This is a genomic window from Arhodomonas aquaeolei DSM 8974 (assembly GCF_000374645.1).
GTDB lineage: Bacteria > Pseudomonadota > Gammaproteobacteria > Nitrococcales > Nitrococcaceae > Arhodomonas > Arhodomonas aquaeolei.
In genome coordinates this window covers 63,068-86,572 of sequence record NZ_KB894813.1, presented here as the reverse complement: position 1 = coordinate 86,572, position 23,505 = coordinate 63,068, and the positions used below count along the sequence as shown (strand labels likewise).

Genomic DNA, 23,505 nt, shown 5'->3' with positions numbered 1-23,505 from the left:
CTCCAGCAACCGTCGCCCCGCGGCCGGCACCGCAGGATAGCCTCTGATAGAATGCGGCACAATTCGCGCGGACCACGGGAATCAGGCATGCCGCACTCCCCGGACAACCTCATCTGGATCGATCTGGAGATGACCGGTCTGGACACCGACCGGGACCACATCATCGAGATCGCCACGATCGTCACCGACCGGACCCTGAACATCCTCGCCGAGGGCCCGGTGCTCGCGATCCACCAGAGCGATGAGGTCCTCAACGCCATGGACGAGTGGAACACCCGCCAGCACGGCAGCTCCGGGCTGACCGACCGGGTGCGCCAGAGCTCGGTGGACGAGGCCGAAGCGGAGGCGGAGACCCTGGCGTTCCTGCGCCAGTGGGTGCCCGCCGGCGTCTCGCCGATGTGCGGCAACAGCATCTGCCAGGACCGGCGCTTCCTGCACCGCTGCATGCCGGAGCTCGAGACCTACTTCCACTACCGCAACCTGGACGTGAGCACACTCAAGGAGCTCGCGCGGCGGTGGACGCCGGAGATCCTGAACGGATTCAGCAAGCGCAGTTCGCACCTGGCCATGGATGACATCCGCGATTCCATCGCCGAGCTGCGTTATTACCGCGAGCACTTCCTCTGCGTGCCCCGGGACGAGGACGGCTACTGACGCCGCTCCGGGCACGCCCGACCGTCACCATGCGCCGGCGCCCGCCGGGCGCGGCGCCCCAGAGGGGGAACGCACCGATGCGCTTCGAGGGTTCCGAACGCTACGTCGCCACCGGCGACCTCACCATGGCGGTCAACGCCGCCGCCACGCTCAAGCGCCCGCTGCTGATCAAGGGCGAGCCGGGTACCGGCAAGACGCTGCTCGCCGAGGAGGTGGCGACGGCGCTGGGAATGCCGTACTACGAGTGGCACATCAAGTCGACGTCCAAGGCCCAGCAGGGGCTCTACGAGTACGACGCGGTCTCGCGCCTGCGCGACTCCCAGCTCGGTGACGAGCGGGTCCACGACATCGCCAACTACATTGTCCCGGGCCCGGTCTGGCGCGCCTTCGAGTCGGAGCGGCCGCCGGTGCTGCTCATCGACGAGATCGACAAGGCGGACATCGAGTTCCCCAATGACCTGCTGCGTGAGCTCGACCGCATGGAGTTCCACGTCTACGAGACGCAGCAGACGGTGACCGCCCGTCACCGCCCGGTGATCATCATCACCAGCAACAACGAGAAGGAGCTGCCGGACGCCTTCCTGCGCCGGTGCTTTTTCCACTACATCAGCTTCCCCGACCGGGAGACCATGGAGCGCATCGTCCAGGTGCACTTCCCGGGCCTCAAGGGCGGCCTGGTGCGCGAGGCCCTGGAGCTGTTCTTCGGCCTGCGCGAGATGCCCGGCGTGAAGAAGCGGCCCTCGACCTCGGAGCTGCTGGACTGGCTCAAGCTGCTGATGGCCGAGGACGTGGATGCCTCGGTGCTGCGCGAGAGCAACCAGGAGAAGACCCTGCCGCCGCTGTACGGGGCGCTGCTGAAGAACGAGCAGGACACCCAGCTGTTCGAGCGGCTGATGTTCATGGCCCGCCGTCGCCGGCAGGGCTGAGCCGGAGGGGCATCATGCTGATCTCGTTCCTGCAGGCGCTGCGCGAGGCGGGGCTGCGGGTGAGTGTCACCGAGTTCCTCACCCTGCTCGAGGCGCTGCAGGCCCGGGTCACGCCGGGCAGCGTCGAGGACTTCTACTTCCTGGCACGGGCGTGCCTGGTCAAGGACGAGACGCGTTTCGACCGCTTCGATCAGGTCTTCTCCGCGTGGTTCAGCGGCGTCGAGGACATCGCCTCGGCGCTGGGCGCCGACATTCCCGAGGAGTGGCTGCGGCGCCAGGCGGAGCTGAGCCTGAGCGAAGCGGAGAAGGCCGAGCTGGAGGGCATGGGCTGGGACGAGCTCATGCGCACCCTGCGCGAGCGCCTCGCCGAGCAGAGCGAGCGTCACCAGGGAGGCAACAAGTGGATCGGCACCGCGGGCCGCTCGCCCTACGGCGCCTGGGGCTACAACCCGGAGGGCGTGCGCATCGGCCAGGACCGCTCCCGTCACCGCCGCGCGGTGAAGGTCTGGGACCAGCGCACCTTCCGCAACCTGGACGGCGACCAGGCCCTGGAGTCGCGTAACCTCAAGCTCGCGCTGCGGCGCCTGCGCCGTTTCGCCCGCGAGGGCGCCGGCGAGGAGCTGGACCTGGACGACACTATCCACGCCACCGCGCGCCGCGGCGGCCAGCTCGACCTGCGAATGGTGCCCGAACGCCACAACGCCGCGCGGGTGCTGGTGTTCTTCGATATCGGCGGGTCCATGGACGACCACGTCGCGATCTGCGAGGCACTGTTCTCGGCGGCACGCAGCGAGTTCAAGCACCTGACCTACTACTACTTCCACAACTGCCCCTACGAGACGCTCTGGCGCGACGCCACCCGTCGGCACGCGGACGCGGTGCCCACCCACGAGATCCTGCACACCTTCGATCCCGACTACCGCGTGATCATCGTTGGCGACGCCGCCATGAGCCCCTACGAGGTAAAGCTCCCCGGGGCTGGTGTCGAACACTGGAACGAGGAATCCGGCGAGACCTGGCTGCGGCGGATCGTGGATACCTTCCCGCATCTCGTGTGGCTGAACCCGGAGCCGTCCCGGTTCTGGGATGCGACCCAGTCCAATACCATGATCCGCGAGGTCATCGGCGAGCGGATGTATCCGCTCACCCCGGACGGCCTCGAGGCCGCGATGCAGGCACTCAACCGATGAGGGCGTGATCCATGCGAGAAGTCCTGGTGCTCCGCCACGCCATCGCCGAGGACCGCGACGAGGCGGCACGGCTCGGCGTTACGGACGAACGGCGCGCGCTTACCGAGCGGGGTATCCGCCGGATGCGGGAGGTCGCCGCCGGGCTTGCCCGCGTCGCCGATCCCCCGGCGCGGATACTGCACAGCCCACTGCGCCGCGCGGTGGAGACTGCGGAGCTCCTCGCGGTGGTGTTCCCTAAGGCACGCCTGGTCGAGACGCGGGCCCTGGCGCCGGGCGCGGGCGAGGCGGCGGTCTACGAGATGCTTGCCCAGGGCGAGGACGGTGTCGCCATCGTCGGCCACGAGCCCGATCTCGGCGAGTGGCTGGGCTCGGCACTCGGGGGCCGGACGGGGCCGGCGATCCCGCTCAAGAAGGCGGGGAGTGCCCTGGTGCGTTTCCCGGGGGTACCAACGCCCGGGCGCGGTGGGCTGCGCTGGCTGCTGCCGCCGCGTCTCGCCCGGCAGTTGGGCGAGACGTGATGGCGGATAACGGCGAGCGGCGCGAGGTCGCCGCGGTGGACCTCGGCTCCAACAGCTTCCACCTCGTGGTCGCGCGTGTGCGTGACGGCCACCTGACGGTGCTCGACCGCCTGCGTGAACCCGTTCGCCTCGCCGCCGGACTCACCGCGGAGAAGGGGCTGGACACGGCCGCACGCGAACGCGCGCTCGCCTGTCTGGCCCGTTTTGGTCAACGGCTCCAGCCATTGCCGCCGGAGGCCGTACGGATCGTGGGGACCAACACCCTGCGTAGCGCCCGGGCGGCGACGGCCTTCGTCGAGGAGGCGGAGGCGCTGCTCGGCCACGAAATCGAGGTGATCTCGGGCTTCGAGGAGGCCCGGCTGATCTATCTCGGCGTGGCCCACAGCCTGGCCGAGGGCGGCGAGCGCCGGCTGGTCGTGGATATCGGCGGCGGCAGCACCGAGCTGGTACTGGGTGAGCGGCTGGTACCGGGCTACATGGAGAGCCTGCACATGGGCTGCGTGAGCTTCACGCAGCGGTTCTTCCCGGACGGGCGGATCACCCGGCGTGCCATGGAGGAGGCGCGGATGGCCGCGCTCATGGAGCTGGAGCCGGTGCAGGGGCATTTCCTCGCCCGGGGCTGGGACCGCGCTGTCGGTGCCTCCGGCACCATCCGCGCGATCGCCGGCGCGCTGCGCGAGCAGGGCTGGACCGACGGCACTGTGACCTTCGCCGGCCTGCAGCGTCTGACCAAGGCGCTGTGCAAGGCCGGCAGCCTGGACGATATCGATTTCAAGGGTGTCAGCCAGCGCCGGGCCCAGGTGCTGCCCGGCGGCGTCGCGGTGCTGGGGGCCGTGTTCGAGGCCCTGGGGATCGAGGGCATGGAGGCCGCCGACGGTGCCTTGCGCGAGGGCGTACTCTACGATCTGGTCGGGCGTATCCGCCACCAGGACGTGCGCGAGGCGACAGTGGAGGCGCTGGCGGCGCGCTATCACGTGGACGTGGCCCACGCCCGGCGAGTGGAGCGTACCGCCACGGCGCTGCTGTGCGATGTGGCGGCCGAATGGGCGCTGGAGGACGCCGCCGCGGCGCGCATGCTTGCCTGGGCGGCCTGGCTGCACGAGGTCGGCCTGGACATCTCCCACAGCCAATACCACAAGCACGGCGCCTACATCCTGCATTACAGCGACATGCCCGGCTTCTCCCGGGAGGAGCAGGTCAAGCTCGCCGCCCTGGTAAGGGTGCACCGGCGCAAGTTCGCGGCGTCCGCCTTCCGTGACCTCCACGGCGAGCGCGCGCGGCGGGCCCGGGGCCTGGCGGTGCTCCTGCGCCTGGCGGTGCTCCTGCACCGCGGGCGGGGCGCGGCGGCGCTGCCGGCCGTCCGCCTCGCGGCGGAGGGCGCCGACCGTCTGCGCCTGACCTTCCCTGAGGGCTGGCTGGACGATTACCCGCTGGCCGCCGCCGACCTGGCGGCGGAGCAGGATTACCTGGCCTCCGCCGGGGTGGAGCTGGTTGTCGGGGGCTGAGCCGCCGGGACCGCCGCCACGGGGACTGCGGCGGCGGTCCGGTCCAGGCGGAACCGCCTCATGGCAGGGCAGGGTGGCCGCGATGCCCGCTCAGCCGCCCTCGCTGTAGCGGCGCAGCAGCTCGAGCTGCGCGGCGTAGGGCGCCTCGCCTTCGGCCGGCGTGCAGCGGTGGTACTGGCCGTCGGGCTGCAGCTCCCAGGCCTGGTAGTTGTCCTCGAGGTAGCACTGCAGCTCCTCGAGAATGCGCTGACGCAGGTCCGGGTCGACGATGGGGAAGCAGGTCTCCACCCGGCGGAAGAAGTTGCGCTCCATCCAGTCGGCGCTGCTGCAGTAGAGTTCGGGGGCGTCACCGTTGGCGAAGTAGAACACCCGGGTGTGCTCCAGGAAGCGGCCGATCACCGAGCGCACGCGGATGTTGGTGGACACGCCTGGCACGCCGGGGCGCAGCGAGCACATCCCGCGCACGATCAGGTCGATCTCCACGCCCTCCATGGCCGCCGCGTACAGGGCCTGGATGGTGCGTGACTCCACCAGTGAATTCACCTTGACGATGATCCGGCCCGGCCGTCCGGCGCGGGCATGGGCCGCCTCGCGCTCGATCTTGGCGAGCATGCTCTCGTGCAGCGTGAACGGCGACTCCAGCAGCTTCGAAAGCGTGCTCACCTTGCCCAGGCTGGTGAGCTGCAGGAACACCCGGTGGACGTCCTCACCCATCACCGGGTCGGCGGTGAACAGCCCGTAGTCCGTGTACAGCCGCGCCGTGCGCGAGTGGTAGTTGCCGGTTCCCAGGTGCATGTAGTGGCGCAGCTGGCCGCCCTCGCGGCGCACGACCAGGATCATCTTGGCGTGGGTCTTGTGTCCGACCACGCCGTAGACGACGTGCGCGCCGGCCTCCTGGAGGCGGTTGGCGAGCTTGATGTTCGCTTCCTCGTCGAAGCGCGCGCGCAGCTCCACCACCACGGTCACCTCCTTGCCCGCGCGGGCGGCGGCGACCAGGTGATCCACGATCACCGAGTCCGGGCCCGTGCGGTAGAGGGTCTGCTTGATGGCGAGCACCTCCGGGTCCGATGCCGCCTGGCGGATGAACTCCACCACCGGCGCGAAGGACTCGTAGGGGTGGTGGAGGAGCACGTCGCGGTCGCGGAGGACCTTGAACAGGTCGCTGGCGTGGGCGAGCTGGGCCGGCAACCCCGGGGTGAATGAGGCGTACTTGAGCTCCGGACGGTCGATGAGGTCGTAGACCGCGAGCAGGCGGTTGAGGTTCACCGGTCCGTTGACCTGGTAGAGGTCGTCCCGCGTCAGCTCGAACTCCTCGAGCAGGTAGTCCGACATGTGTGCCGGACAGTTGGCCGCCACCTCCAGGCGCACGGCGTCGCCGTAGCGGCGCGAGGGCAGCTCGCCCTCCATTGCCCGGAGCAGGTCGTCCACTTCCTCCTCGTCGACGAACAGGTCGCTGTTGCGCGTCACCCGGAACTGGTAGCAGCCGCGCGCGTCCATCCCGGGGAACAGGTCGTTGACGTGGGCGTGGATGATCGAGGAGAGGAATACGAAGTCCCAGCCGCCGTCCTCGGAGAGCTCCGGCGGGAGCTGGATGATGCGCGGCAGTGCCCGCGGTGCCTGGACCACGGCAAGCCCGCTGTTGCGCCCGAAAGCGTCCTTGCCGTCCAGGGCCACGATGAAATTCAGGCTCTTGTTGAGCACCTGCGGGAACGGGTGTGCCGGATCGAGCCCGAGGGGGCTGAGGATCGGGAGCAGCGAATGGTAGAAGTAGTCCTTCACCCAGGCCGCCTGCTCGCGGCTCCACTCCGAGCGGCGCAGGAAGCGGATCCCCGCGTTGTCGAGGGCGGGGATGAGCTCGTCGTTGAGCACGCGGTACTGCTCGGCGACGATCTCGTGGGTGCGTACGCCGATCTCGCGCAGCACCTCCTGCGCGGTCCGGTTGTCCGGGCCGGACTGGGAGGCGCCCATCTCCATGGCCTGTTTCAGGCCCGCGACCCGGATCTCGAAGAACTCGTCGAGGTTGCTGCTGGCGATACAGAGGAACTTGACCCGTTCCAGCAGCGGATTGGTGGTATCGCGGGACTGCTCAAGGACCCGGCGGTTGAACTCCAGCAGGCTGAGCTGGCGGTTGAAGTACAGCTCGGGGCTCCTGAGATCGGGCGTGTCCATGGAGGGCACTCTACTCCGTCGTCGTTGATGTGTCTGGGTTTGCCGCGGGCGTATACGCCCACTCGCGCCATGATAGGGGAGGCGCTTGAAAGTCGTGTTAAACGCCCCCAGCCCTTATTCGACAACCCATCCCCAAGGACCTCGATAATGCCTCACGACGAGAGCAACAAAAAGCGGTTCCGGCGCTGGCCGCCCCGTGTCGGGCGCAGCCGTCCCCGTCCGTCCGGGCGCGACGACACCGTCTCCGAAGAAGGCGCCACTGCGCGCAGCCTCACGCCGACCCCGGCGCCCGCGCCGGAGTCCCCTGAACCCGCCGGCCCGGCCTACCGCCAGACGGGGAACAAGGAGGTGAAGGTGAGCTTCCGTAACCGTCGCCGGCGTACGCACATCCCGCGGGAGGCGGGAGAGTAACCCCCGGCGTTATATCGCGTTCCTTTCGCAGCCTCTGCCCCGGGACGCCGGGCGCCGCCGCCCGGCGTCCCGGGGCCGTTGCAGTCCCCCGGCGGAATCGTCCGCACCGGGTGATGAGATCTGTTTACGTCGGGCGGGTGCGACGCCTCCGTCCGAACGCACCCTACGGTTGTGCTGACCGACAGTGATTCCCGGGCGGGAAGCGGGTGCGGCGGTTGCCATACGCTAGCGTATGGAGTAATCTCGCCGATGCTTGCCATACGGCAGCGTATGGACTAGGGTTCGCCTTATGAGCACGATCAGGCAGACACTGACCGCAGACGACTGGGCCGAGGCCGCGCTCGACGCGCTGGCCGAGGACGGTGTGCGTGCAGTGGCCGTGGAGCCGCTGGCACGGCGCCTGGGCGTGACCAAGGGCAGCTTCTACTGGCATTTCGCGAGCCGCCGGATGTTGCTCCAGGCAGCCTTGGCCCTGTGGGAGCGCCGCGAGACCGATGAGGTCCTCGCCCGCGCCGCCGAAGAGACCGATCCGCGCAAGCGCCTGGCACGGCTGTTCCGCGAGGCGGACGGCAGCCGCCGGGCGGGCCGGCTCTATCTTGCGCTGGCCAACGCCACCGACAGCCCGCTGATCACCGAGGTGGTCCGCCGGGTGATGGCGCACCGGCTCGCCTTCCTGCGCGAGTGCTATGCCGCGATGGGTGCGGACGCCGAGACGGCGGCCGCGCGCGCGGCGATGGCGTATTCGATGTTCCTCGGCATGCTTCAGCTGCGCCGGGATGCCCCCGAGGCCATCCCGGAGGGCGAGCGCTTCCATGAGTACATGCATCTGGTCGGGGAGGCGCTGATCCCCGGCTACGAGCGCGCGCTGGTCCGGCGCTGAGCCGGCTGCGCCCGCGCGCGTCCGAACAAGGAATGCGGGCCCCGCCGGGGCCGGGAGGAGTGTCTCATGTACGCCCTGATCGCCATCCTGGCCGCGGTCGCGGCCATCCTCGTCGTCTGCTATCGCGGTATTGGCCTGCGTGGCGCGACCGCCGTGGCGGCGCTCTACCTGGCCGGCCTTTGGATCACCGGCGGGATCGGCGTTATCGCCGCCATCGTGCTCGCCGTGCTCGGTGCGGTGCCGGCGGTGGTGCTCAACAGCCCCTCTCTGCGCCGGCGCGTGATCACGCGCCACCTTTTCCCCGTCTTTCAGCGGGTGTTGCCCGGCATGAGCCGGACCGAGCAGGAGGCCCTGGAGGCGGGTGACACCTGGTGGGAAACGGATCTCTTCCGCGGCAACCCGGACTGGCGGCGCCTCCACGGTATGCAGGTGACCTCGCTGACCGACGCGGAGCAGGCCTTCCTGGACGGCCCCGTGGCGACGCTGTGCGGCATGCTCGACGAGGACGACATCGTCCGTCGCGAGCACGATCTCCCCGAGGCCGCCTGGCGCTATATCCGCGACGAGGGCTTCTTCGGGATGATCATCCCCGAGGCCTACGGCGGCCTCGCGTTCTCCTCGCTGGCGCAGTCCACCATCGTCTCCCGCATTGCCAGCCGCAGCCTCTCGGCGGCGGTGACCGTCATGGTCCCCAACTCCCTGGGGCCCGGTGAGCTGCTGATGAAGTACGGCACCGACGACCAGAAGTCGTACTGGCTGCCGCGGCTCGCGGATGGCCGGGAGATCCCGTGCTTCGCGCTCACGGGCCCGGACGTCGGCTCCGACGCGGGCGGCATGCCGGACTACGGCATCGTCTGCCGCGGCGAGCACGAGGGCGAGGAGGTCCTCGGCGTGCGCGTGAGCTTCAGTAAGCGCTATATCACGCTCGCCCCGGTGGCCACGGTCGTGGGGCTGGCCTTCCGCCTTTACGACCCGGAGCACCTCGTCGGCGACGAGGAGGACGTGGGCATCACCTGTGCGCTCGTGCCGGCCGGTCACCCCGGTGTGCGTATCGGCGACCGTCATTTCCCCATGGGGCTCGCGTTCATGAACGGTCCGGTCGAGGGCGAGGACGTGTTCATCCCGCTGGAGTGGATCATCGGCGGCCGCGAAATGGCCGGCGCCGGTTGGCGAATGCTCGTGGAGTGCCTGTCGGTGGGAAGGGCGATCTCGCTGCCGGCGCTGGGCGCCTCCGCCAGCCAGATGGCGTACCGCACCACCGGCGCGTACGCGCGCATCCGCCGCCAGTTCAACCTCTCCGTGGGCCAGTTCGAGGGCGTGCAGGAGGCCATGGCGCGTATCGGCGGCGGCACCTACACCCTGGAGGCGGCGCGGCGGCTCACCGCCAGCGCTGGCGATATGGGGGTCAAGCCGTCGGTGGTCTCCGCCATCGCCAAGTACCACATGACCGAGTGGATGCGCCGGATCATCGACGACGCGATGGATATCCACGGCGGCCGCGGCATCATCTACGGGCCGCGCAACTACCTCGGCTATGCCTACCAGGCGACACCGGTGGCGATCACCGTCGAGGGCGCGAACATCCTCACCCGAAGCATGATGATCTTCGGCCAGGGTGCGATCCGCTGCCATCCTTATGTCCTCGAGGAGATGACCGCCGCCCAGAACGACGACCTGACGTCCTTTGACCGGGCGCTGTTTGGGCACATCGGCTATTCCCTGAGCCGCGGCACGCGCGCGCTGCTGCTCGGGCTTACCGGGGCACGCCTGGCGCGGGCGCCGGAGGGCGGGCCGCTCGCCGGCCGCTACCGCGCGCTCACCCGGATGAGCTCGGCGCTGGCATTCGTCTCGGATGTCGCGATGGGCGTGCTCGGCGGCGAGCTCAAGCGCCGCGAGAGCCTGTCCGCGCGCCTCGGCGACGTGCTGAGCCAGCTCTACCTCGCCTCCGCCGTGCTCAAGTTCCACCGTGACGGCGGCAGCGATCCGGACGAGCTGGACCACGTGTGCTGGGCGGTGGACCACGCCCTCGCGGAGATGACCCGGGCGTTCGACGAGTTCCTGGCCAACTTCCCGAACCGGGGCATCGCGCGGGTCCTGCGCTGGGTGGTGTTCCCGCTCGGGCGGCCGTACCGCGCCCCCGCGGACGCCCTCGGGCGGGCCGTGGCCGAGCGCATGATGGCGCCCGGCGGGGTTCGCGACCGGATCACCAACCTGGTCTATATCGGCGGTCCGAACGACGCCGTCGGCCGCGTGGAACACACCTTCGGGCTGCTGCAGGAGGCGGAGCCGCACTACGTGCGCTTCCGCAAGGCGGTCGCCCGCGGTGAGGTGGGCGGGCACACCTTCGACGAGCAGATCGCCAACGCCGTGGAGGCGGGCGTGCTGGATACGGATACGGCGGCGCTGGTGAGCGACTACGAGCGTGCCCGCGCCGATACCGTGCGCACCGACGCGTTCCCGGCGGAGGCGCTGACGCCGCGCAGCGTGCTGGAGGCGCGTGCCGGACACGGCCGGGACGTGGCCTGACCGAAACGAGCAGAGGAGAGAACAGATGAGCGAGGCGATTTCGGTGCGGCGGGCGGCGGTGCTCGGCGCCGGGGTCATGGGCGCGCAGATCGCGGCCCACCTGGCCAACGCCGGCATCCCGACGGTGCTCTTCGAGCTCGCCGGCGATGGCGACGACCGGCGCTCCGGGGCGCGCGAGGCCATCCGCCGGCTCGGGAACCTGCAGCCGGCCCCGCTGGCGAGTCCGGCGTACGCCGAGCGCATCCGGCCCGCGAACTACGAGGACGACCTGGCCGCGCTCGCGGACTGCGACCTCGTCATCGAGGCGGTGGCAGAGCGGCTGGACGTCAAGCTGGACCTGTTCCGCCGCGTTGCCCCGCACCTGCCGGCGGGGGCGGTGGTCGGCAGCAACACCTCGGGACTGTCCGTGGAGGCGCTGGCCGAGGCCCTGCCGGAGGCGCTGCACGGGCGTTTCTGCGGCATCCATTTCTTCAATCCGCCGCGCTACATGCACCTCGTGGAGCTCATCCCCACGGCACGGACCGAGCCGGCGGTGGTGGACGGCCTGGAGGCATTCCTGACCACGGCCCTCGGCAAGGGCGTGATCCGCGGGCGTGACACCCCGAACTTCGTCGGCAACCGGATCGGCGTGTTTGCGGTGGTCGCGGCCATGGCCCATGCCGAGCGCCTGGGGTTAGCGCCGGACGTGGTGGACGCGCTGACCGGTCCGGCGATCGGCCGGCCCAGGAGCGCGACCTTCCGCACCGCCGACCTCGTGGGCCTGGACACCCTGCGGCACGTGGTCGAGGGCAATGTGCCACGGCTGCAGGATGACCCGTGGGTGGATTACCTCCGCCTGCCCGACTGGATGGTACGGCTCATCGAGGCGGGGGCCCTCGGGCGCAAGGCCGGCGCGGGCGTCTACCGCAAGGGCCGCGAGGGCATCGAGGTCGTGGATCCGGTGCAGGGTGACTATCGCACGGCCCCGGGGGAGATCGACCCGGCGGTGAGCGAGATCCTCGCCGAGAGCGACCCGGCCGCGCGGCTGCGTGCGCTGCGCGCCTCGGAACACCCCCAGGCCGAGTTCCTGTGGGCGATCCACCGCGACACCTTCCATTACGCCGCCCACCTGCTGGGCACCATCGCCGACAATGCCCGCGATGTGGACCTCGCCATCCGCTGGGGGTTCGCCTGGCAGCAGGGGCCGTTCGAGACCTGGCAGGCCGCCGGCTGGCAGGAGACGGCGGAGGCCATCGACGCCGACCGCGAGGCGGGCCGGACCCTGGCGGACGTCCCCCTGCCGGACTGGGTGTTCGCCATCGAGGCCGCACACACGCCGGCCGGGGCCTGGTCGCCCGGGGCCGGCGATTACCGTCCGCCCTCCGGCCTGGCGGTCTACCGCCGCCAGTATTTCCCGCCGGCGCTGCTGGGCGGGCCGCATCCGCCCCGGGGCGAGACCGTGCTGGATCATCCGGGGGTGCGGCTGTGGCATCTCGAGGGTGACGTCGGCGTGCTCAGCTTCCGCGGCCCGAAGCACGCGGTGGGCCGGGACGTGCTCGACGGCGTGATGGAGGCCGTCGAGGCCGCGGAGGGACGTTACGACGCCCTCGTGCTGTGGCAGCCCTCGGCCCCGTTCTCCGTTGGCGCCAACCTCAAGGAGGTGAGCGGGGCGCTGGAGGCCGGCGACTTCGACACCCTGGAGCGGATGGTCCGGCGCTTCCAGCAGGCCACCGCCCGGGTGCGCGATGCCTCGATACCGGTGGTCGCAGGCGCCCGGGGCATGGCCCTCGGGGGCGGCTGCGAGTTCCTCATGCACTGTGACCACGTGGTCGCCGCGCTGGAGAGCTACGTCGGACTGGTCGAGGCGGGCGTCGGCCTGATCCCCGCGGGGGGAGGCTGCCGGGCGCTGGCGCGCCACGCGGCGGCCACGGCGGTGGACGGCGATCCCTTTCCGGCGATCCAGCGGCGCTTCGAGACCGTGGCACGTGCGGAAGTGGCGGCGAGTGCCGTCGAGGCCGTGGACTACGGGTTCCTGCCGGCGCACACCACCGTCGTGCCTCATGAGGACGAGGTGCTTCATGTCGCCATACAGCACGCCCGGGCACTCGCTGCCGGCGCCTACCGCCCGCCGTTGGTGCCGCCGGTTCGGGTCGCCGGGCGCGACGGGTTGGCGACGCTGGAGGCCATGATCGTGAACCTCCGTGACGGCGGCTTCATCTCCGGACACGACGCCCGGGTCGCGCACCTCGCAGCACGGGCGCTCACCGGCGGCGAGGTGGACACCGGCTCGAGCGTCGACGACTCGTGGCTGCTGGAGCTGGAGGTGGACGGCTTCATGACGCTGCTCAGGAGCGAGGCCACCCAGGCGCGGATCGCGCACATGCTCCGCACCGGCAAGCCGCTGCGCAACTGAACGAACCGACAACCGCCTGGACGTCGCCGGCGACGGCGGCACGGGGAGGGGAACCGTCAATGAGTGAAATGCAGGACGCCTATATCGTCGCCGCGGTGCGCACCCCGGTGGGGCGGGCGCCCCGGGGCGCGCTCAGCGGCACGCGCCCGGACGACCTCCTGGCCCATGTGCTCCGCGGGGCCGTGGATGCGGTGCCGGAGCTGGCGCCGGAGGGCATCGAGGACGTCATCGCCGGCTGCGCCATGCCCGAAGGGAGCCAGGGACTCAACGTCGCGCGGATCGCCGCGCTGCTCGCGGGGCTGCCGAAGAGCGTGCCCGGGGTGACGGTCAACCGCTTCTGTGCCTCCGGGCTCGAGAGCATCGCCCAGGCCGCCGGGCGCATCCGCAGCGGCGAGGCGGACTGCATTCTCGCCGCCGGCACGGAGAGCATGAGCGCCATCCCCTGGATGGGTCACCGGCCGTCGCTGAACCCGACGATCTTCGAACGCGACGAGGACGTGGGCATCGCGTACGGGATGGGCCTGACCGCTGAACGGGTCGCGGAGCGCTACGGCGTCAGCCGGGAGGACCAGGACGCCTTCGCACTTGAGAGTCATCGCAGGGCGGTCACGGCCATCGACGGCGGCGCCTTCGCCGACGAGATCCTGCCGGTGACCGCGCGCAGCTACGCCCCGGCGGCGGAAGGGGCGAGCGTGCGCATCAGCGAGCGCGCGGTGGCGACGGACGAAGGCCCGCGGCGTGACACCGACGCGGCCCGGCTCGCGAAGCTGCGCCCGGTGTTCGCCGCGCGGGGCTCGGTGACCGCGGGCAACAGCTCCCAGACCAGTGACGGTGCCGGGGCGGTGGTGGTGATGAGCGGCCGCCGGGTACGCGAGCTGGGCATTACCCCGATGGCCCGTTTCGCGGGCTACCGCGTGGTGGGTGTGCCCCCGGAGATCATGGGCATCGGTCCGGTCGAGGCGATCCCGGCGGCCCTGCGCGCCGCGGGCATCGGCCGGGACGATCTCGGCTGGATCGAGCTCAACGAGGCGTTCGCCGCGCAGAGCCTGGCGGTGATGCGCGAGCTGGAGCTGGATCCGGCCCGGGTCAATCCGCTGGGCGGCGCCATTGCCCTGGGGCACCCCCTGGGTGCCACCGGTGCCGTCCGAACCGCCACCCTGCTGCACGGGCTGCGCCGGCAGGGATTGCGCTACGGCATGGTCACCATGTGCGTGGGCACCGGCATGGGCGCAGCGGGGGTGTTCGAGCGATGCTGACTACCACGATCAGAGGGTGCCGTGCCGCGGCACTGGTGCTCGCGGGCGTTCTGCTGGCGGGGCCGGCGACGGCCGCGGAACTCGCCGGCGTGCACATGCCGGAGCGCATGGAGGTGGACGGGGAGAGCCTCTCCCTCAATGGCCTCGGCCTGCGCGAGAAGTTCTTCTTCGACATCTATGTCGGCGGGCTCTACCTGCCCGAGACCACCGGCAGGGCGGACGACGTGCTCTCGCTGGACGGTCCCCGGCGGGTGGTGTTGCACCTGGTCTACGATCACGTCTCCCGGGAGAAGCTGGTGGAGGCCTGGAACGACGGTTTCGAGGACAACCTCTCAGAGGACCGCCGCAAGGCCCTGGCGGAGCGGATCGAGGCGTTCAACGAGCTGTTCGGCGACGCCGAGGCCGGGGATGAGATCGCCATCGATTACCTGCCGGGGCAGGGCACGCGGGTGGTGTACAACGGCAAGGTCACCGGGACCGTACCGGGCCGTGCCCTCGCGCGGGCATGGCTGGCGATCTTCGTCGGTGCCCACCCGGCGGACGAGGACGTCAAATCGGGCATGCTCGGCGGCTGATCCCGCCGCGCTGCCCGACCGGCTCACTCCCCGGCGGGGGCGAAGCGCTCGACGAACGCCTGCGGCGCGCGGGCGATGCGCCGCTCGCTGTAGTCGAAGAACACGATCCCCGTCTTCGCCCGCGCGATCTCATGGCCGTCCCCGGCGTGCTCCAGGCGGTAGAGGATATCGCAGCCGTAGCGGTTGAAGTCATCCAGCGCGACGTGGATGCGCAGCGGGTCGTTGGCGAAGGCCTCGGCACGGAAGACGACCACGGCGTCGGCGACGATGATCCCCAGCCCTTCGATGTCGCTCTCGGAGTAGCCGTGATGGCGCAGCAGCGCCGCGCGGGCCTCCTGGGCGTAGACCAGGACCATTTCGTTGCCCATGTGGCCGCCGAAGTTCAGGTCCGTGACACGTACGTCCAGCTCGTGGCAGAAGGCGAAGCGTTCCGGCAGCGGCAGCTTGAGGCGGGCCATCAGTGGGTCTCCCCCGGGGCCCCGCCGCGGGTGTGTTCTTCCATGGCCGCGGCCAGTGTGTCCATGGACACGGCGCCGGGGAAGGCCCGGTCGCCGACGATCAGGGTGGGCACGCCGGTGAGTCCGGTGCTGCGGGCCGCCTCCACGTCCTCCAGCAGGCCCGCAAGGGCCTGGCGGTCGTCCACCGGCATCAGGCAGTCGCCGACGTCATGATCCGCCGCTATCGATTCGAGCACGGCCGTCTCGCCGATGTTGCGGCCGTCGACGAAGTAGGCGTGGAAGAGGGCGTTGTGCAGTGCCAGAAAACGCCCGGGCCGGCGTTGAAGCACTGTGCGTGCCAGCAGCAGGGCCTGGCGGGAGTTGGTGGTGAAGGTACGCTCGGCCATGGGCAGGCCGTCCGCCTCGAGCATTGCCGTGAGCGCCTCGTTCATCCGCCGCCACTGTTCCGGTGGATAGCCGAGCTCGGAGACCGGCCGCCCGCCGGCGGGGCTGTCCGGGTGGATCTCGACGAAGCGGTACTCCACCGCCACCGGGTAGCGCTGCGTGATCCGCTGCAGGCGATGGGCGCCCACGTAGCAGAACGGGCAGATGTAGTCGAAATAGAAGACCACCGGGATGCGGTGATCCTCGCCGCCGGTAGCGCTGCCGTTAGTCGCCGCCACGGTTTCAGGGCACCCGGTTGATGCCGTTGAGCGCCGCCACGCGGTACGCCTCGGCCATCGTCGGGTAGTTGAACGTGGTGTTGATGAAATACATCAGCGTGTTCGCCTCGCCGGGCTGGGCCATGATCGCCTGGCCGATGTGCACGATCTCGGAGGCCTGGTCGCCGAAGCAGTGGATGCCGAGGATCTCCAGTGTCTCCACGTGGAAGAGGATCTTGAGCATGCCGACCGTCTGTCCGGAGATCTGCGCCCGGGCGAGGTCCTTGAAGAAGGCGTGACCGACCTCGTAGGGGATCTTCGCCTCGGTGAGCTCGCGCTCGCTGCGGCCCACGGAGCTGATCTCCGGGATGGTGTAGATCCCGGTGGGGGTGTCCTGGGCGAGGCGGTAATCGCACTCGCCGAAGATGATGTGATGGGCGACGTAGCGGCCCTGGTCGTAGGCGGCGCTGGCGAGGCTCGGGTAGCCGATCACGTCGCCGACGGCATAGATATGCGGCTGCTCGGTCTGGAAATCCTCGTTGACCTCCACCTGGCCACGGCCGTTGGGCTGGACCCCGAGGGCCTCCAGGCCCATGCGATCGGTGTTACCCGTGCGCCCGTTCGCCCAGAGCAGGATGTCGCTCTTGATGCGCTTGCCCGACTGGGTCTCCAGGATGACGTGATCGTCCCCCGGGACGACCCGGGCATACTCCTCGCGGTGACGGATGAGCACGCCGAGCTCGCGGAGGTGGTAGGAGAGGGCGTCGGAGATCTCGTCGTCGAGGAAGGCGAGCATGCGCTCGCGGGTGTTGATGAGATCCACCTTCACGCCGAGACCGCGGAAGATCGAGGCGTACTCGCTGCCCACCACGCCGGCACCGTAGATGGTGATGGTATGCGGCGTATGGTCCAGGGAGAGGATCTGATCGCTGTCGAATACCCGCGGGTGGGTGAAGTCCACGTCCGCCGGATTGTACGGGCGCGAGCCGGTGGCGAGGATGAAGTGATCGGCGGTGAGGCGTGTGATCCGGTTGTTGGCGCCCTCGACCTCCAGGGTGTGCTCGTCGGCGAAACGCGCCGTGCCGCGGAACACCGGCACCTCGTTACGGCTGTAGAAGCTCGTGCGCAGCCCCACCTGCTGGTCGATGACCCGCTCGGCGGTGCGCATCACCGTGGGGAAGGAGAAGTGTCGCGGCTCGCTGACCTCGCGGAAGAGCGGGCTGTTGTTGAACTCCATCATCCGGCGGACGTTGTGGCGCAGCGCCTTGGAGGGGATGGTGCCCCAGTGGGTGCAGCCGCCGCCGACCTCGCTGTGGCGCTCGACCACCGCCACGCGCTTGTCCGCCTTGGCGAGTTTCATCGCCGCGCCCTCGCCGCCGGGGCCGCTGCCGATGACGATGGTATGGAAGTGCTTGCCGCTCATATGGACCGTCCCGCTGATCGAGTGCATGGCGCATCGGGCCCGGGCCGTCCATGGCTCGGCGGCCGGGCCGAAGCGGGCATTATAGCCGGGCGGGCCGTCCGGGTCGAAACGGCCGGCCGCGGCCGCCGCTCCGCCGACCGCGCGTCGGAGCTATCGTGGAAACGCTTTCCATAAAATTGCCGGTGCCCGTCAGCGGCGGTAGACTGAGGGCAGCGACGGGGTCGGTCGTGGGCTTGTGCCGTCCCCCGTCACAACGCCCTGACTATCACGGGAGAGACAGTCGATGAGCGAACGTATCGAAGCGGCGGGCCTGAAGGTCGCCCGCCCCCTCCACGAGCTGCTGGAAAACGAGATCGTGCCGGGCACCGGGGTCGACGCCGCGTCGGTCTGGCGGGCCCTGGCGGACATCGTCGCCGACCTGGGGCCGCGCAACCGGGAGCTGCTTGCCCGCCGCGACGAGATCCAGGCGCGGATCGACGCCTGGCACCGGGAGCACAACGGCGCCTTCGACGCCGCGGCGTACCGGGCCTTCCTCGAGGAGATCGGCTACCTCCTGCCCGAGGGCGGGGACTTCCAGGTCAGCACGGAAAACGTCGACCCGGAGATCGCCGAGGTCGCCGGCCCGCAGCTCGTGGTCCCGGTGAGCAACCCGCGCTACGCCCTCAACGCCGCGAACGCCCGCTGGGGCAGCCTCTACGACGCGCTCTACGGCAGCGATATCATCCCCGAGGACGATGGCGCCGAGAAGGGGAGCAGCTACAACCCGGTGCGTGGCAGGAAGGTGATGAGCCACGCTTCGGCCTATCTCGACGAGATCGCGCCGCTCGCGCGTGGCAGCCACGCAGACGTCGCCGGCTTCGGCCTGAGCCCGGACGGCGCCGAGCTCGTCGTCACCCTCGGCGATGGCAGCGAGACGGGCCTGCGGGATCCGGCCCAGTTCGCCGGCTATACCGGCGGCCAGCCCCTGGCCGGCGTCCTGCTGGCCAACAACGGCCTGCACGCCGAGATCCAGATCGACCCCGAGCACCCCGTCGGCCGCGACCATCCCGCCGGCGTCAAGGACGTGCTCATGGAGGCGGCGGTCAGCACCATCCAGGACTGCGAGGACTCCGTCGCCGCGGTGGACGGCGAGGACAAGACCAACGTCTACCGTAACTGGCTGGGCCTGATGAAGGGCACGCTCGAGCACGTCTTCGACAAGGGCGGCCGCCAGGTCACGCGCCGGCTCAACCCGGACCGCCGCTACCAGCGGCCGGACGGCGGCGAGCTAACCCTGCAGGGGCGCAGCCTGATGCTGGTGCGCAACGTCGGCCACCTCATGACCACGCCCGCGGTGCTCGACGCCAGTGGCGAGGAGATCCCCGAGGGCATGCTGGATGCCCTGTTCACCGCCCTGATCGCGGTGCACGACCTCAAGGGCAACGGCTCGGTGCGCAACTCCCGCGCCGGCAGCGTCTACATCGTCAAGCCCAAGATGCACGGCCCGGAAGAGGTCGCCTTCGCCTGCGAGCTGTTCAACCGCGTCGAGGATGCGCTGGGGCTGGCGCGCAACACCCTCAAGATCGGCGTCATGGACGAGGAGCGGCGCACCACGCTCAACCTCAAGGCCTGCATCCGCGAGGCCCGCGAGCGCCTCATCTTCATCAACACCGGTTTCCTCGACCGCACCGGCGACGAGATCCACACGGACATGGAAGCCGGTCCGATGATCCGCAAGGGCGAGATGAAGTCCTCGCGCTGGCTCAATGCCTATGAGGACTGGAACGTGGACGTGGGTCTCGCCTGCGGCCTGCGCGGCCACGCCCAGATCGGCAAGGGCATGTGGGCGATGCCGGACCTGATGGCGGACATGATGGAGGCGAAGATCGGCCATCCCCGCGCCGGCGCCAACTGTGCCTGGGTGCCGTCGCCCACGGCCGCGACCCTGCACGCCATCCATTACCACCAGGTGGACGTGATGGCCCGCCAGGGCGAGCTCGCCGGCCAGCGCCGGGCCGGGCTGGACGACCTGCTCACCATCCCGGTGGCGGAGAACGCGGACTGGAGCGCGGAGGAGATCCAGCAGGAGCTCGACAACAACGCCCAGGGCGTGCTCGGTTACGTGGTCCGCTGGATCGATCAGGGCATCGGCTGCTCGAAGGTCCCGAACATCCATGACGTTGCCCTCATGGAGGACCGGGCGACCCTGCGCATCTCCAGCCAGCACATGGCGAACTGGCTCTACCACGGCGTCGTCACCGAGGAGCAGGTGATGGCCACCATGAAGCGCATGGCCGAGGTGGTGGACCGCCAGAACGCGGGCGATCCCAACTACGAGCCCATGGCGCCGGGCTATGACGGGGTGGCGTTCAAGGCCGCCTGCGACCTGGTGTTCAAGGGTCGCGAGCAGCCCAACGGCTACACCGAGCCGGTACTCCACGCCCGCCGCCGCGAGCGCAAGGCCCGCGGCTGAGCCCCGGCCTGCCGCCGGTCCGGATCACTCCGGTGCCGGCGGCAGGCCGTCGCCCACCGGCTGCGGCAGCGGCCGGGGGCGGCGATCCTCGTCGATGGCAACGAAGGTGAAGGTGGCCTCGGTCACCTGCGTCGCCGATTCGGAGAAACGGTCCCGTCGCCACGCCTCCACGGCGATGGTCAGCGAGGTGCGCCCGGTGCGCAGCAGCTCCGCGTAGAGGCTGACCTCGTCACCCACGTGCACGGGGGCGATCAGGCTCATGGCATCCACCGCCGCGGTGGCGACACGGCCGCGCGCGGCGCGGGTCGCCACGCTGGAGGCAGCCAGGTCCATCTGCGACATCAGCCAGCCGCCGAATATGTCCCCGGAGGGGTTGGTGTCGGCGGGCATGGCGATGGTGCGGATCTGCGGCTCGCGTGCAGGCGGGCCGGGTCGTCGGGTATCGGGCATCTCGTCTCCTTGATTGCGGTTGGCCGTTGCGGCCGTGGATTGCATTTTCACGACGTGGTGGACATATTGGCACGGGCGCGGTCGGCAATGCCGGGGGACAATCCGGGGTGCCGCCCGTATCCACTATTGCATTTCATGGGGGGAGAGCATGCGTTTGAAAGCGCCGATCATCGTCGCCTGTCTGGCGGGCCTGTTGCTCGCCGGGGGCAGTGCGGGTGCCGCGGACTACAAGTCCGAGTATACCGTTTCGACCGTCCTGCCCACCCCGTTCCCCTGGGGCGAGGCCGCCGAGCGCTGGGTGAAGCTCGTCGAGGAGCGCAGTGACGGGCGTATCAATCTCAAGGTCTATCCGGGGGCGCAGCTCGTCTCGGGGAACCAGACCAAGGAGTTCGCGGCCCTGCGCAGCGGGCTGATCGACTTCGCGGTCGGTTCCACCATCAACTGGTCGCCCCAGGTCAGCGAGCTCAACGTCTTCTCCCTGCCGTTCCTGATGCCGGATTATGCCGCCATCGACGCGCTGACCCAGGGCGAGGTGGGGGAGCGCATCTTCGAGGCCATCGAGCGTCAGGGCGTCGTGCCGCTGGCCTGGGGCGAGAACGGTTTCCGCGAGCTCACCAATTCCGTGCGGCCCGTGACCCATCCGGACGACCTGGAGGGGATGAAGATCCGCGTCGTGGGCTCGCCGCTGTTCCAGGACACCTTCGAGGCCCTGGGCGCGAACCCGACCCAGATGAGCTGGGCGGACGCCAAGCCGGCGCTGGCCACCGGCGCGGTCGACGGTCAGGAGAACCCGCTGTCGGTGATCCAGATCGCGAAGATGTGGGAGGTGGGCCAGGAGTATCTCACCCGCTGGCATTACATGGCGGATCCGTTGATCTTCGCCGCGAGCCGTGGCACCTGGGAGAGCCTGCCCCAGAAGGACCGCCGGATCATCCGCGAGGCGGCCATCGACGCCGGGCAGTGGGAGATCGAGCGTTCCCGGGCCAGCGTGGAGGAGCGTCTTGCCGCGCTGCGGGAGCAGGGTATCGAGGTCACCGAGCTGACCGACGCCCAGCGCGAGGCCTTCCGCAAGGCCACCGCCAGCGTCTACGAGACCTGGGCGCCGCGGATCGGCGAGGACCTCGTGGAGACCGCGAAGGAGGCCGTCGCCAACCGCGACGCCGAGTGAGCGGCCCGCGGGCCGCACGAAGCCGGGGGCCGGTGCCCCCGGGTGATCCAACCGGACGCCGGGCCGCCCGAGGGTGCCCCGGTGTCCGTCGTTCGGGGACCCGGAATGCCTGAGCCGGACAACGACCGTCGTGATCGTCCGCGCGTGCCGCTGGCCGTCGAGGAGGCGGCGGCCGCGGCGGCCATGGCGATCATCTGCCTCATCAGCCTCGCCAACGTGGTGGTTCGCTATGCCACGGACGCCTCCTTCGCCTTCACAGAGGAGGTCTCGGTGTTCCTGCTGGTGTTCATGGCCTTCTTCGGCTCGGCGGTGGCCTTCGCGCGCGACGAGCACATCCGCATCGGGTTCTTCCAGCAGCGCCTGCCCCGGCCGCTTCGCTGGGCGGCCACGGTGGCGACCTTCCTCGCGACCCTGACGGTGCTCGGGCTGATCATCTACTACGGCACCGGCTTCGCCTACGACGAGTGGCGCTGGCAGTCCTCGTCCCCGGGGCTCGGCGTGCCCAACTGGATCTACAGCGTCTGGCTGCCCCTGGGGGCGCTGGTCGTGCTGCTGCGGGTAGTGGGGCGCTTCCTGCGCCAGCTCCGCGGCGGGAGGCCGGACTGATGCTGCCGACGCCGGACGTCATGCTCTTCCTCGTGCTGGCGGCGCTGATCGTGATCGGCTCGCCCATCGCCATCGCGCTGGCGCTCGCCGGTGCGGTGGGGATCGTTATGGGACTGCCCGCGCAGATGCTCGGCACCCTTGGGACGAACACCTATAACGCCATCGCCAAGTACCCGCTGGTGGCGATCCCGCTGTTCGTGCTCACCGGCACCATCTTCGAGCGCGCCGGTGTCGCCGCCAACCTGGTGCGCTTCGCCCGCGCGCTGATCGGTCCGCGTCCTGGCGGGCTGGCGGTGGTGGCGACCCTGGTGTGCCTGATCATGGGCGGGATGTCGGGCTCCGGGCCGGCGGACGCCGCCGCGGTGGCGATGGTAATGGTGCCGAGCATGACCCGGGCCGGCTATCCGCGGGCCTTCAGCGCCACCGTGATCGCCGCCTCGGCGTCCACGGCGATCCTCATCCCGCCGTCCGTGGCGCTGATCCTGTATTCGATCCTGGTCCCCGGTGTGGACCTGCGGGCGCTGTTCGCCGCGGGCGTTTTCCCGGGCCTGCTGGCGGGGTTGGCGGTGGTGGTCCCGGCGATCTGGCTGGCGCGGCGTAACGGCTTCGAGCGGCGCGACGCCGAGGAGCGGCCGCCGCTGCGGGAGAGCTTCGTCGGTGCGCTGCCGGCGCTGTTCGCCCCGGTGATCATCCTCGGCGGCCTGCGCAGCGGGCTGTTCACGCCGACGGAGGCCGCGGTGGTGGCGGTGGCCTACGGCGTGTTCATCGGCATGGTGGTCTACCGCAACCTGGACCTGCGGACCCTCTACCGGGCGCTGGTGGACTCCGCCGTGCTCTCGGCGGTGATCCTGCTGATCATCTCGCTGGCCGGGATTTTCGCCTGGGCGGGCAGCACGCTCGGGGCCTTCGACGACGTCGCGCACGCGATGCTATCCGTGTCGGACACGGGCTGGATCGTGCTCGCAATGGTGATGCTGCTGCTCCTCGTCGCGGGAATGGTGCTCGACGGGGTATCCATCTATCTCATCCTCATCCCCATGCTCATGCCGGTCATGCGTGCCTTCGACTGGAACGCCACCTGGTTCGGCATCCTCATGGCGATGACCATCGCGGTGGGGCAGTTCACGCCACCGGTGGCGGTGAACCTGATGGTGACCACCAAGGTCGCGGAGGTGCCCATGGAACGCACCCTGGGCTGGGCGGCCTGGATGGTGGCGGCGATGGTGGTCGCACTGGCGCTGGTGATCGTCTTCCCGGGCGTCGCGCTGTGGCTGCCCGAGGCACTGGGCTACCGCGTATGAACGC

Annotated in this window: 20 protein-coding genes; 15 read left to right on the top strand and 5 right to left on the bottom strand. The window is 70.0% G+C overall.

Annotated features, from left to right (window positions below):
* The first annotated feature begins 87 nt into the window (after positions 1-87).
* From orn to ppx, 5 genes are all read left to right on the top strand, one after another.
* Positions 88-654, top strand: coding sequence for an oligoribonuclease (gene orn / locus C516_RS0113675; protein ID WP_018718974.1), 567 nt, complete (start codon positions 88-90; stop codon positions 652-654).
* Between the two features lie 77 nt (positions 655-731).
* Positions 732-1,580, top strand: a complete 849-nt coding sequence (locus C516_RS0113670; protein ID WP_018718973.1) for an AAA family ATPase — start codon at positions 732-734, stop codon at positions 1,578-1,580.
* A 14-nt stretch (positions 1,581-1,594) separates the two neighbouring features.
* Entirely contained in the window at positions 1,595-2,770 is a 1,176-nt protein-coding gene (locus tag C516_RS0113665; protein WP_018718972.1) for a vWA domain-containing protein, read from the top strand.
* A gap of 11 nt (positions 2,771-2,781) precedes the next feature.
* Positions 2,782-3,288, top strand: coding sequence for a SixA phosphatase family protein (locus C516_RS0113660; protein ID WP_018718971.1), 507 nt, complete (start codon positions 2,782-2,784; stop codon positions 3,286-3,288).
* A complete protein-coding gene (ppx, locus tag C516_RS0113655; protein WP_018718970.1) occupies positions 3,288-4,793 on the top strand; it encodes an exopolyphosphatase in 1,506 nt (501 codons plus the stop codon). The genes C516_RS0113660 and ppx overlap by 1 nt, the downstream gene beginning before the upstream one ends.
* Positions 4,794-4,883: 90 nt before the next feature.
* On the opposite strand, the gene ppk1 is transcribed toward ppx, so the two are convergent.
* Positions 4,884-6,962, bottom strand: a complete 2,079-nt coding sequence (gene ppk1, locus C516_RS0113650) for a polyphosphate kinase 1 (protein WP_018718969.1) — start codon at positions 6,960-6,962, stop codon at positions 4,884-4,886.
* Positions 6,963-7,109: 147 nt separating this feature from the next.
* Between ppk1 and C516_RS21090 the strand changes: the two genes are divergently transcribed.
* From C516_RS21090 to C516_RS0113620, 6 genes are all read left to right on the top strand, one after another.
* Positions 7,110-7,373: a hypothetical protein gene (locus C516_RS21090; protein ID WP_018718968.1), complete on the top strand. Its 264-nt coding sequence runs from the start codon at positions 7,110-7,112 to the stop codon at positions 7,371-7,373.
* 289 nt (positions 7,374-7,662) lie between these two features.
* Positions 7,663-8,253 (top strand): TetR/AcrR family transcriptional regulator, encoded by a 591-nt coding sequence (locus C516_RS0113640; RefSeq protein ID WP_018718967.1) that lies wholly within the window; start codon positions 7,663-7,665, stop codon positions 8,251-8,253.
* A gap of 66 nt (positions 8,254-8,319) precedes the next feature.
* A complete protein-coding gene (locus C516_RS0113635) occupies positions 8,320-10,779 on the top strand; it encodes an acyl-CoA dehydrogenase (RefSeq protein WP_018718966.1) in 2,460 nt (819 codons plus the stop codon).
* A gap of 25 nt (positions 10,780-10,804) precedes the next feature.
* Positions 10,805-13,171: a 3-hydroxyacyl-CoA dehydrogenase/enoyl-CoA hydratase family protein gene (locus C516_RS0113630; RefSeq protein WP_018718965.1), complete on the top strand. Its 2,367-nt coding sequence runs from the start codon at positions 10,805-10,807 to the stop codon at positions 13,169-13,171.
* 59 nt (positions 13,172-13,230) lie between these two features.
* Complete coding sequence (locus C516_RS0113625; protein WP_040409566.1) at positions 13,231-14,427, top strand: acetyl-CoA C-acyltransferase; 1,197 nt, start codon at positions 13,231-13,233, stop codon at positions 14,425-14,427.
* The gene (locus C516_RS0113620) at positions 14,421-15,002 is read left to right on the top strand and encodes a chalcone isomerase family protein (RefSeq protein WP_018718963.1); all 582 of its coding nucleotides are present in this window, start codon (positions 14,421-14,423) and stop codon (positions 15,000-15,002) included. The genes C516_RS0113625 and C516_RS0113620 overlap by 7 nt, the downstream gene beginning before the upstream one ends.
* Positions 15,003-15,025: 23 nt before the next feature.
* On the opposite strand, the gene C516_RS0113615 is transcribed toward C516_RS0113620, so the two are convergent.
* The 3 genes from C516_RS0113615 to sthA are packed head-to-tail and all read right to left on the bottom strand — an operon-like array spanning position 15,026 to position 17,524.
* Positions 15,026-15,460, bottom strand: a complete 435-nt coding sequence (locus tag C516_RS0113615) for an acyl-CoA thioesterase (RefSeq protein WP_018718962.1) — start codon at positions 15,458-15,460, stop codon at positions 15,026-15,028.
* Positions 15,460-16,122 carry a DsbA family oxidoreductase gene (locus C516_RS0113610; protein ID WP_018718961.1) on the bottom strand — a complete coding sequence of 221 codons (663 nt, stop codon included), beginning with the start codon at positions 16,120-16,122 and terminating at the stop codon, positions 15,460-15,462. The genes C516_RS0113615 and C516_RS0113610 overlap by 1 nt, the downstream gene beginning before the upstream one ends.
* Before the next feature lie 4 nt (positions 16,123-16,126).
* Positions 16,127-17,524 carry a Si-specific NAD(P)(+) transhydrogenase gene (gene sthA / locus C516_RS0113605; RefSeq protein ID WP_018718960.1) on the bottom strand — a complete coding sequence of 466 codons (1,398 nt, stop codon included), beginning with the start codon at positions 17,522-17,524 and terminating at the stop codon, positions 16,127-16,129.
* Positions 17,525-17,807: 283 nt separating this feature from the next.
* On the opposite strand from sthA, the gene C516_RS0113600 reads away from it, so the two are divergent.
* On the top strand, positions 17,808-19,976 hold the full coding sequence (locus tag C516_RS0113600) for a malate synthase G (RefSeq protein ID WP_018718959.1): 2,169 nt from the start codon (positions 17,808-17,810) through the stop codon (positions 19,974-19,976).
* A 24-nt stretch (positions 19,977-20,000) separates the two neighbouring features.
* On the opposite strand, the gene C516_RS19585 is transcribed toward C516_RS0113600, so the two are convergent.
* On the bottom strand, positions 20,001-20,426 hold the full coding sequence (locus C516_RS19585; RefSeq protein WP_018718958.1) for an acyl-CoA thioesterase: 426 nt from the start codon (positions 20,424-20,426) through the stop codon (positions 20,001-20,003).
* 148 nt (positions 20,427-20,574) lie between these two features.
* On the opposite strand from C516_RS19585, the gene C516_RS0113590 reads away from it, so the two are divergent.
* From C516_RS0113590 to C516_RS0113580, 3 genes are all read left to right on the top strand, one after another.
* Positions 20,575-21,594 (top strand): DctP family TRAP transporter solute-binding subunit, encoded by a 1,020-nt coding sequence (locus tag C516_RS0113590; RefSeq protein WP_018718957.1) that lies wholly within the window; start codon positions 20,575-20,577, stop codon positions 21,592-21,594.
* Positions 21,595-21,699: 105 nt separating this feature from the next.
* The gene (locus C516_RS0113585) at positions 21,700-22,200 is read left to right on the top strand and encodes a TRAP transporter small permease (protein WP_018718956.1); all 501 of its coding nucleotides are present in this window, start codon (positions 21,700-21,702) and stop codon (positions 22,198-22,200) included.
* Positions 22,200-23,501, top strand: a complete 1,302-nt coding sequence (locus C516_RS0113580) for a TRAP transporter large permease (RefSeq protein ID WP_018718955.1) — start codon at positions 22,200-22,202, stop codon at positions 23,499-23,501. The genes C516_RS0113585 and C516_RS0113580 overlap by 1 nt, the downstream gene beginning before the upstream one ends.
* The last annotated feature ends 4 nt before the right edge of the window (positions 23,502-23,505 follow it).

What these genes read in the sequence shown, in the direction of transcription:
- C516_RS0113635 (WP_018718966.1), top strand. Translation starts at nt 8,320, where the DNA reads ATGTACGCCCTGATCGCCATCCTGGCCGCGGTCGCGGCCATCCTCGTC.
- ppx (WP_018718970.1), top strand. Translation starts at nt 3,288, where the DNA reads ATGGCGGATAACGGCGAGCGGCGCGAGGTCGCCGCGGTGGACCTCGGC.
- C516_RS0113585 (WP_018718956.1), top strand. Translation starts at nt 21,700, where the DNA reads ATGCCTGAGCCGGACAACGACCGTCGTGATCGTCCGCGCGTGCCGCTG.
- C516_RS0113640 (WP_018718967.1), top strand. Translation starts at nt 7,663, where the DNA reads ATGAGCACGATCAGGCAGACACTGACCGCAGACGACTGGGCCGAGGCC.
- C516_RS0113630 (WP_018718965.1), top strand. Translation starts at nt 10,805, where the DNA reads ATGAGCGAGGCGATTTCGGTGCGGCGGGCGGCGGTGCTCGGCGCCGGG.
- C516_RS21090 (WP_018718968.1), top strand. Translation starts at nt 7,110, where the DNA reads ATGCCTCACGACGAGAGCAACAAAAAGCGGTTCCGGCGCTGGCCGCCC.
- ppk1 (WP_018718969.1), bottom strand. Translation starts at nt 6,962, where the DNA reads ATGGACACGCCCGATCTCAGGAGCCCCGAGCTGTACTTCAACCGCCAG.
- C516_RS0113665 (WP_018718972.1), top strand. Translation starts at nt 1,595, where the DNA reads ATGCTGATCTCGTTCCTGCAGGCGCTGCGCGAGGCGGGGCTGCGGGTG.
- C516_RS0113615 (WP_018718962.1), bottom strand. Translation starts at nt 15,460, where the DNA reads ATGGCCCGCCTCAAGCTGCCGCTGCCGGAACGCTTCGCCTTCTGCCAC.
- C516_RS0113600 (WP_018718959.1), top strand. Translation starts at nt 17,808, where the DNA reads ATGAGCGAACGTATCGAAGCGGCGGGCCTGAAGGTCGCCCGCCCCCTC.
- C516_RS0113670 (WP_018718973.1), top strand. Translation starts at nt 732, where the DNA reads ATGCGCTTCGAGGGTTCCGAACGCTACGTCGCCACCGGCGACCTCACC.
- orn (WP_018718974.1), top strand. Translation starts at nt 88, where the DNA reads ATGCCGCACTCCCCGGACAACCTCATCTGGATCGATCTGGAGATGACC.
- C516_RS0113590 (WP_018718957.1), top strand. Translation starts at nt 20,575, where the DNA reads ATGCGTTTGAAAGCGCCGATCATCGTCGCCTGTCTGGCGGGCCTGTTG.
- C516_RS19585 (WP_018718958.1), bottom strand. Translation starts at nt 20,426, where the DNA reads ATGCCCGATACCCGACGACCCGGCCCGCCTGCACGCGAGCCGCAGATC.
- C516_RS0113620 (WP_018718963.1), top strand. Translation starts at nt 14,421, where the DNA reads ATGCTGACTACCACGATCAGAGGGTGCCGTGCCGCGGCACTGGTGCTC.
- C516_RS0113580 (WP_018718955.1), top strand. Translation starts at nt 22,200, where the DNA reads ATGCTGCCGACGCCGGACGTCATGCTCTTCCTCGTGCTGGCGGCGCTG.
- C516_RS0113660 (WP_018718971.1), top strand. Translation starts at nt 2,782, where the DNA reads ATGCGAGAAGTCCTGGTGCTCCGCCACGCCATCGCCGAGGACCGCGAC.
- C516_RS0113625 (WP_040409566.1), top strand. Translation starts at nt 13,231, where the DNA reads ATGAGTGAAATGCAGGACGCCTATATCGTCGCCGCGGTGCGCACCCCG.
- sthA (WP_018718960.1), bottom strand. Translation starts at nt 17,524, where the DNA reads ATGAGCGGCAAGCACTTCCATACCATCGTCATCGGCAGCGGCCCCGGC.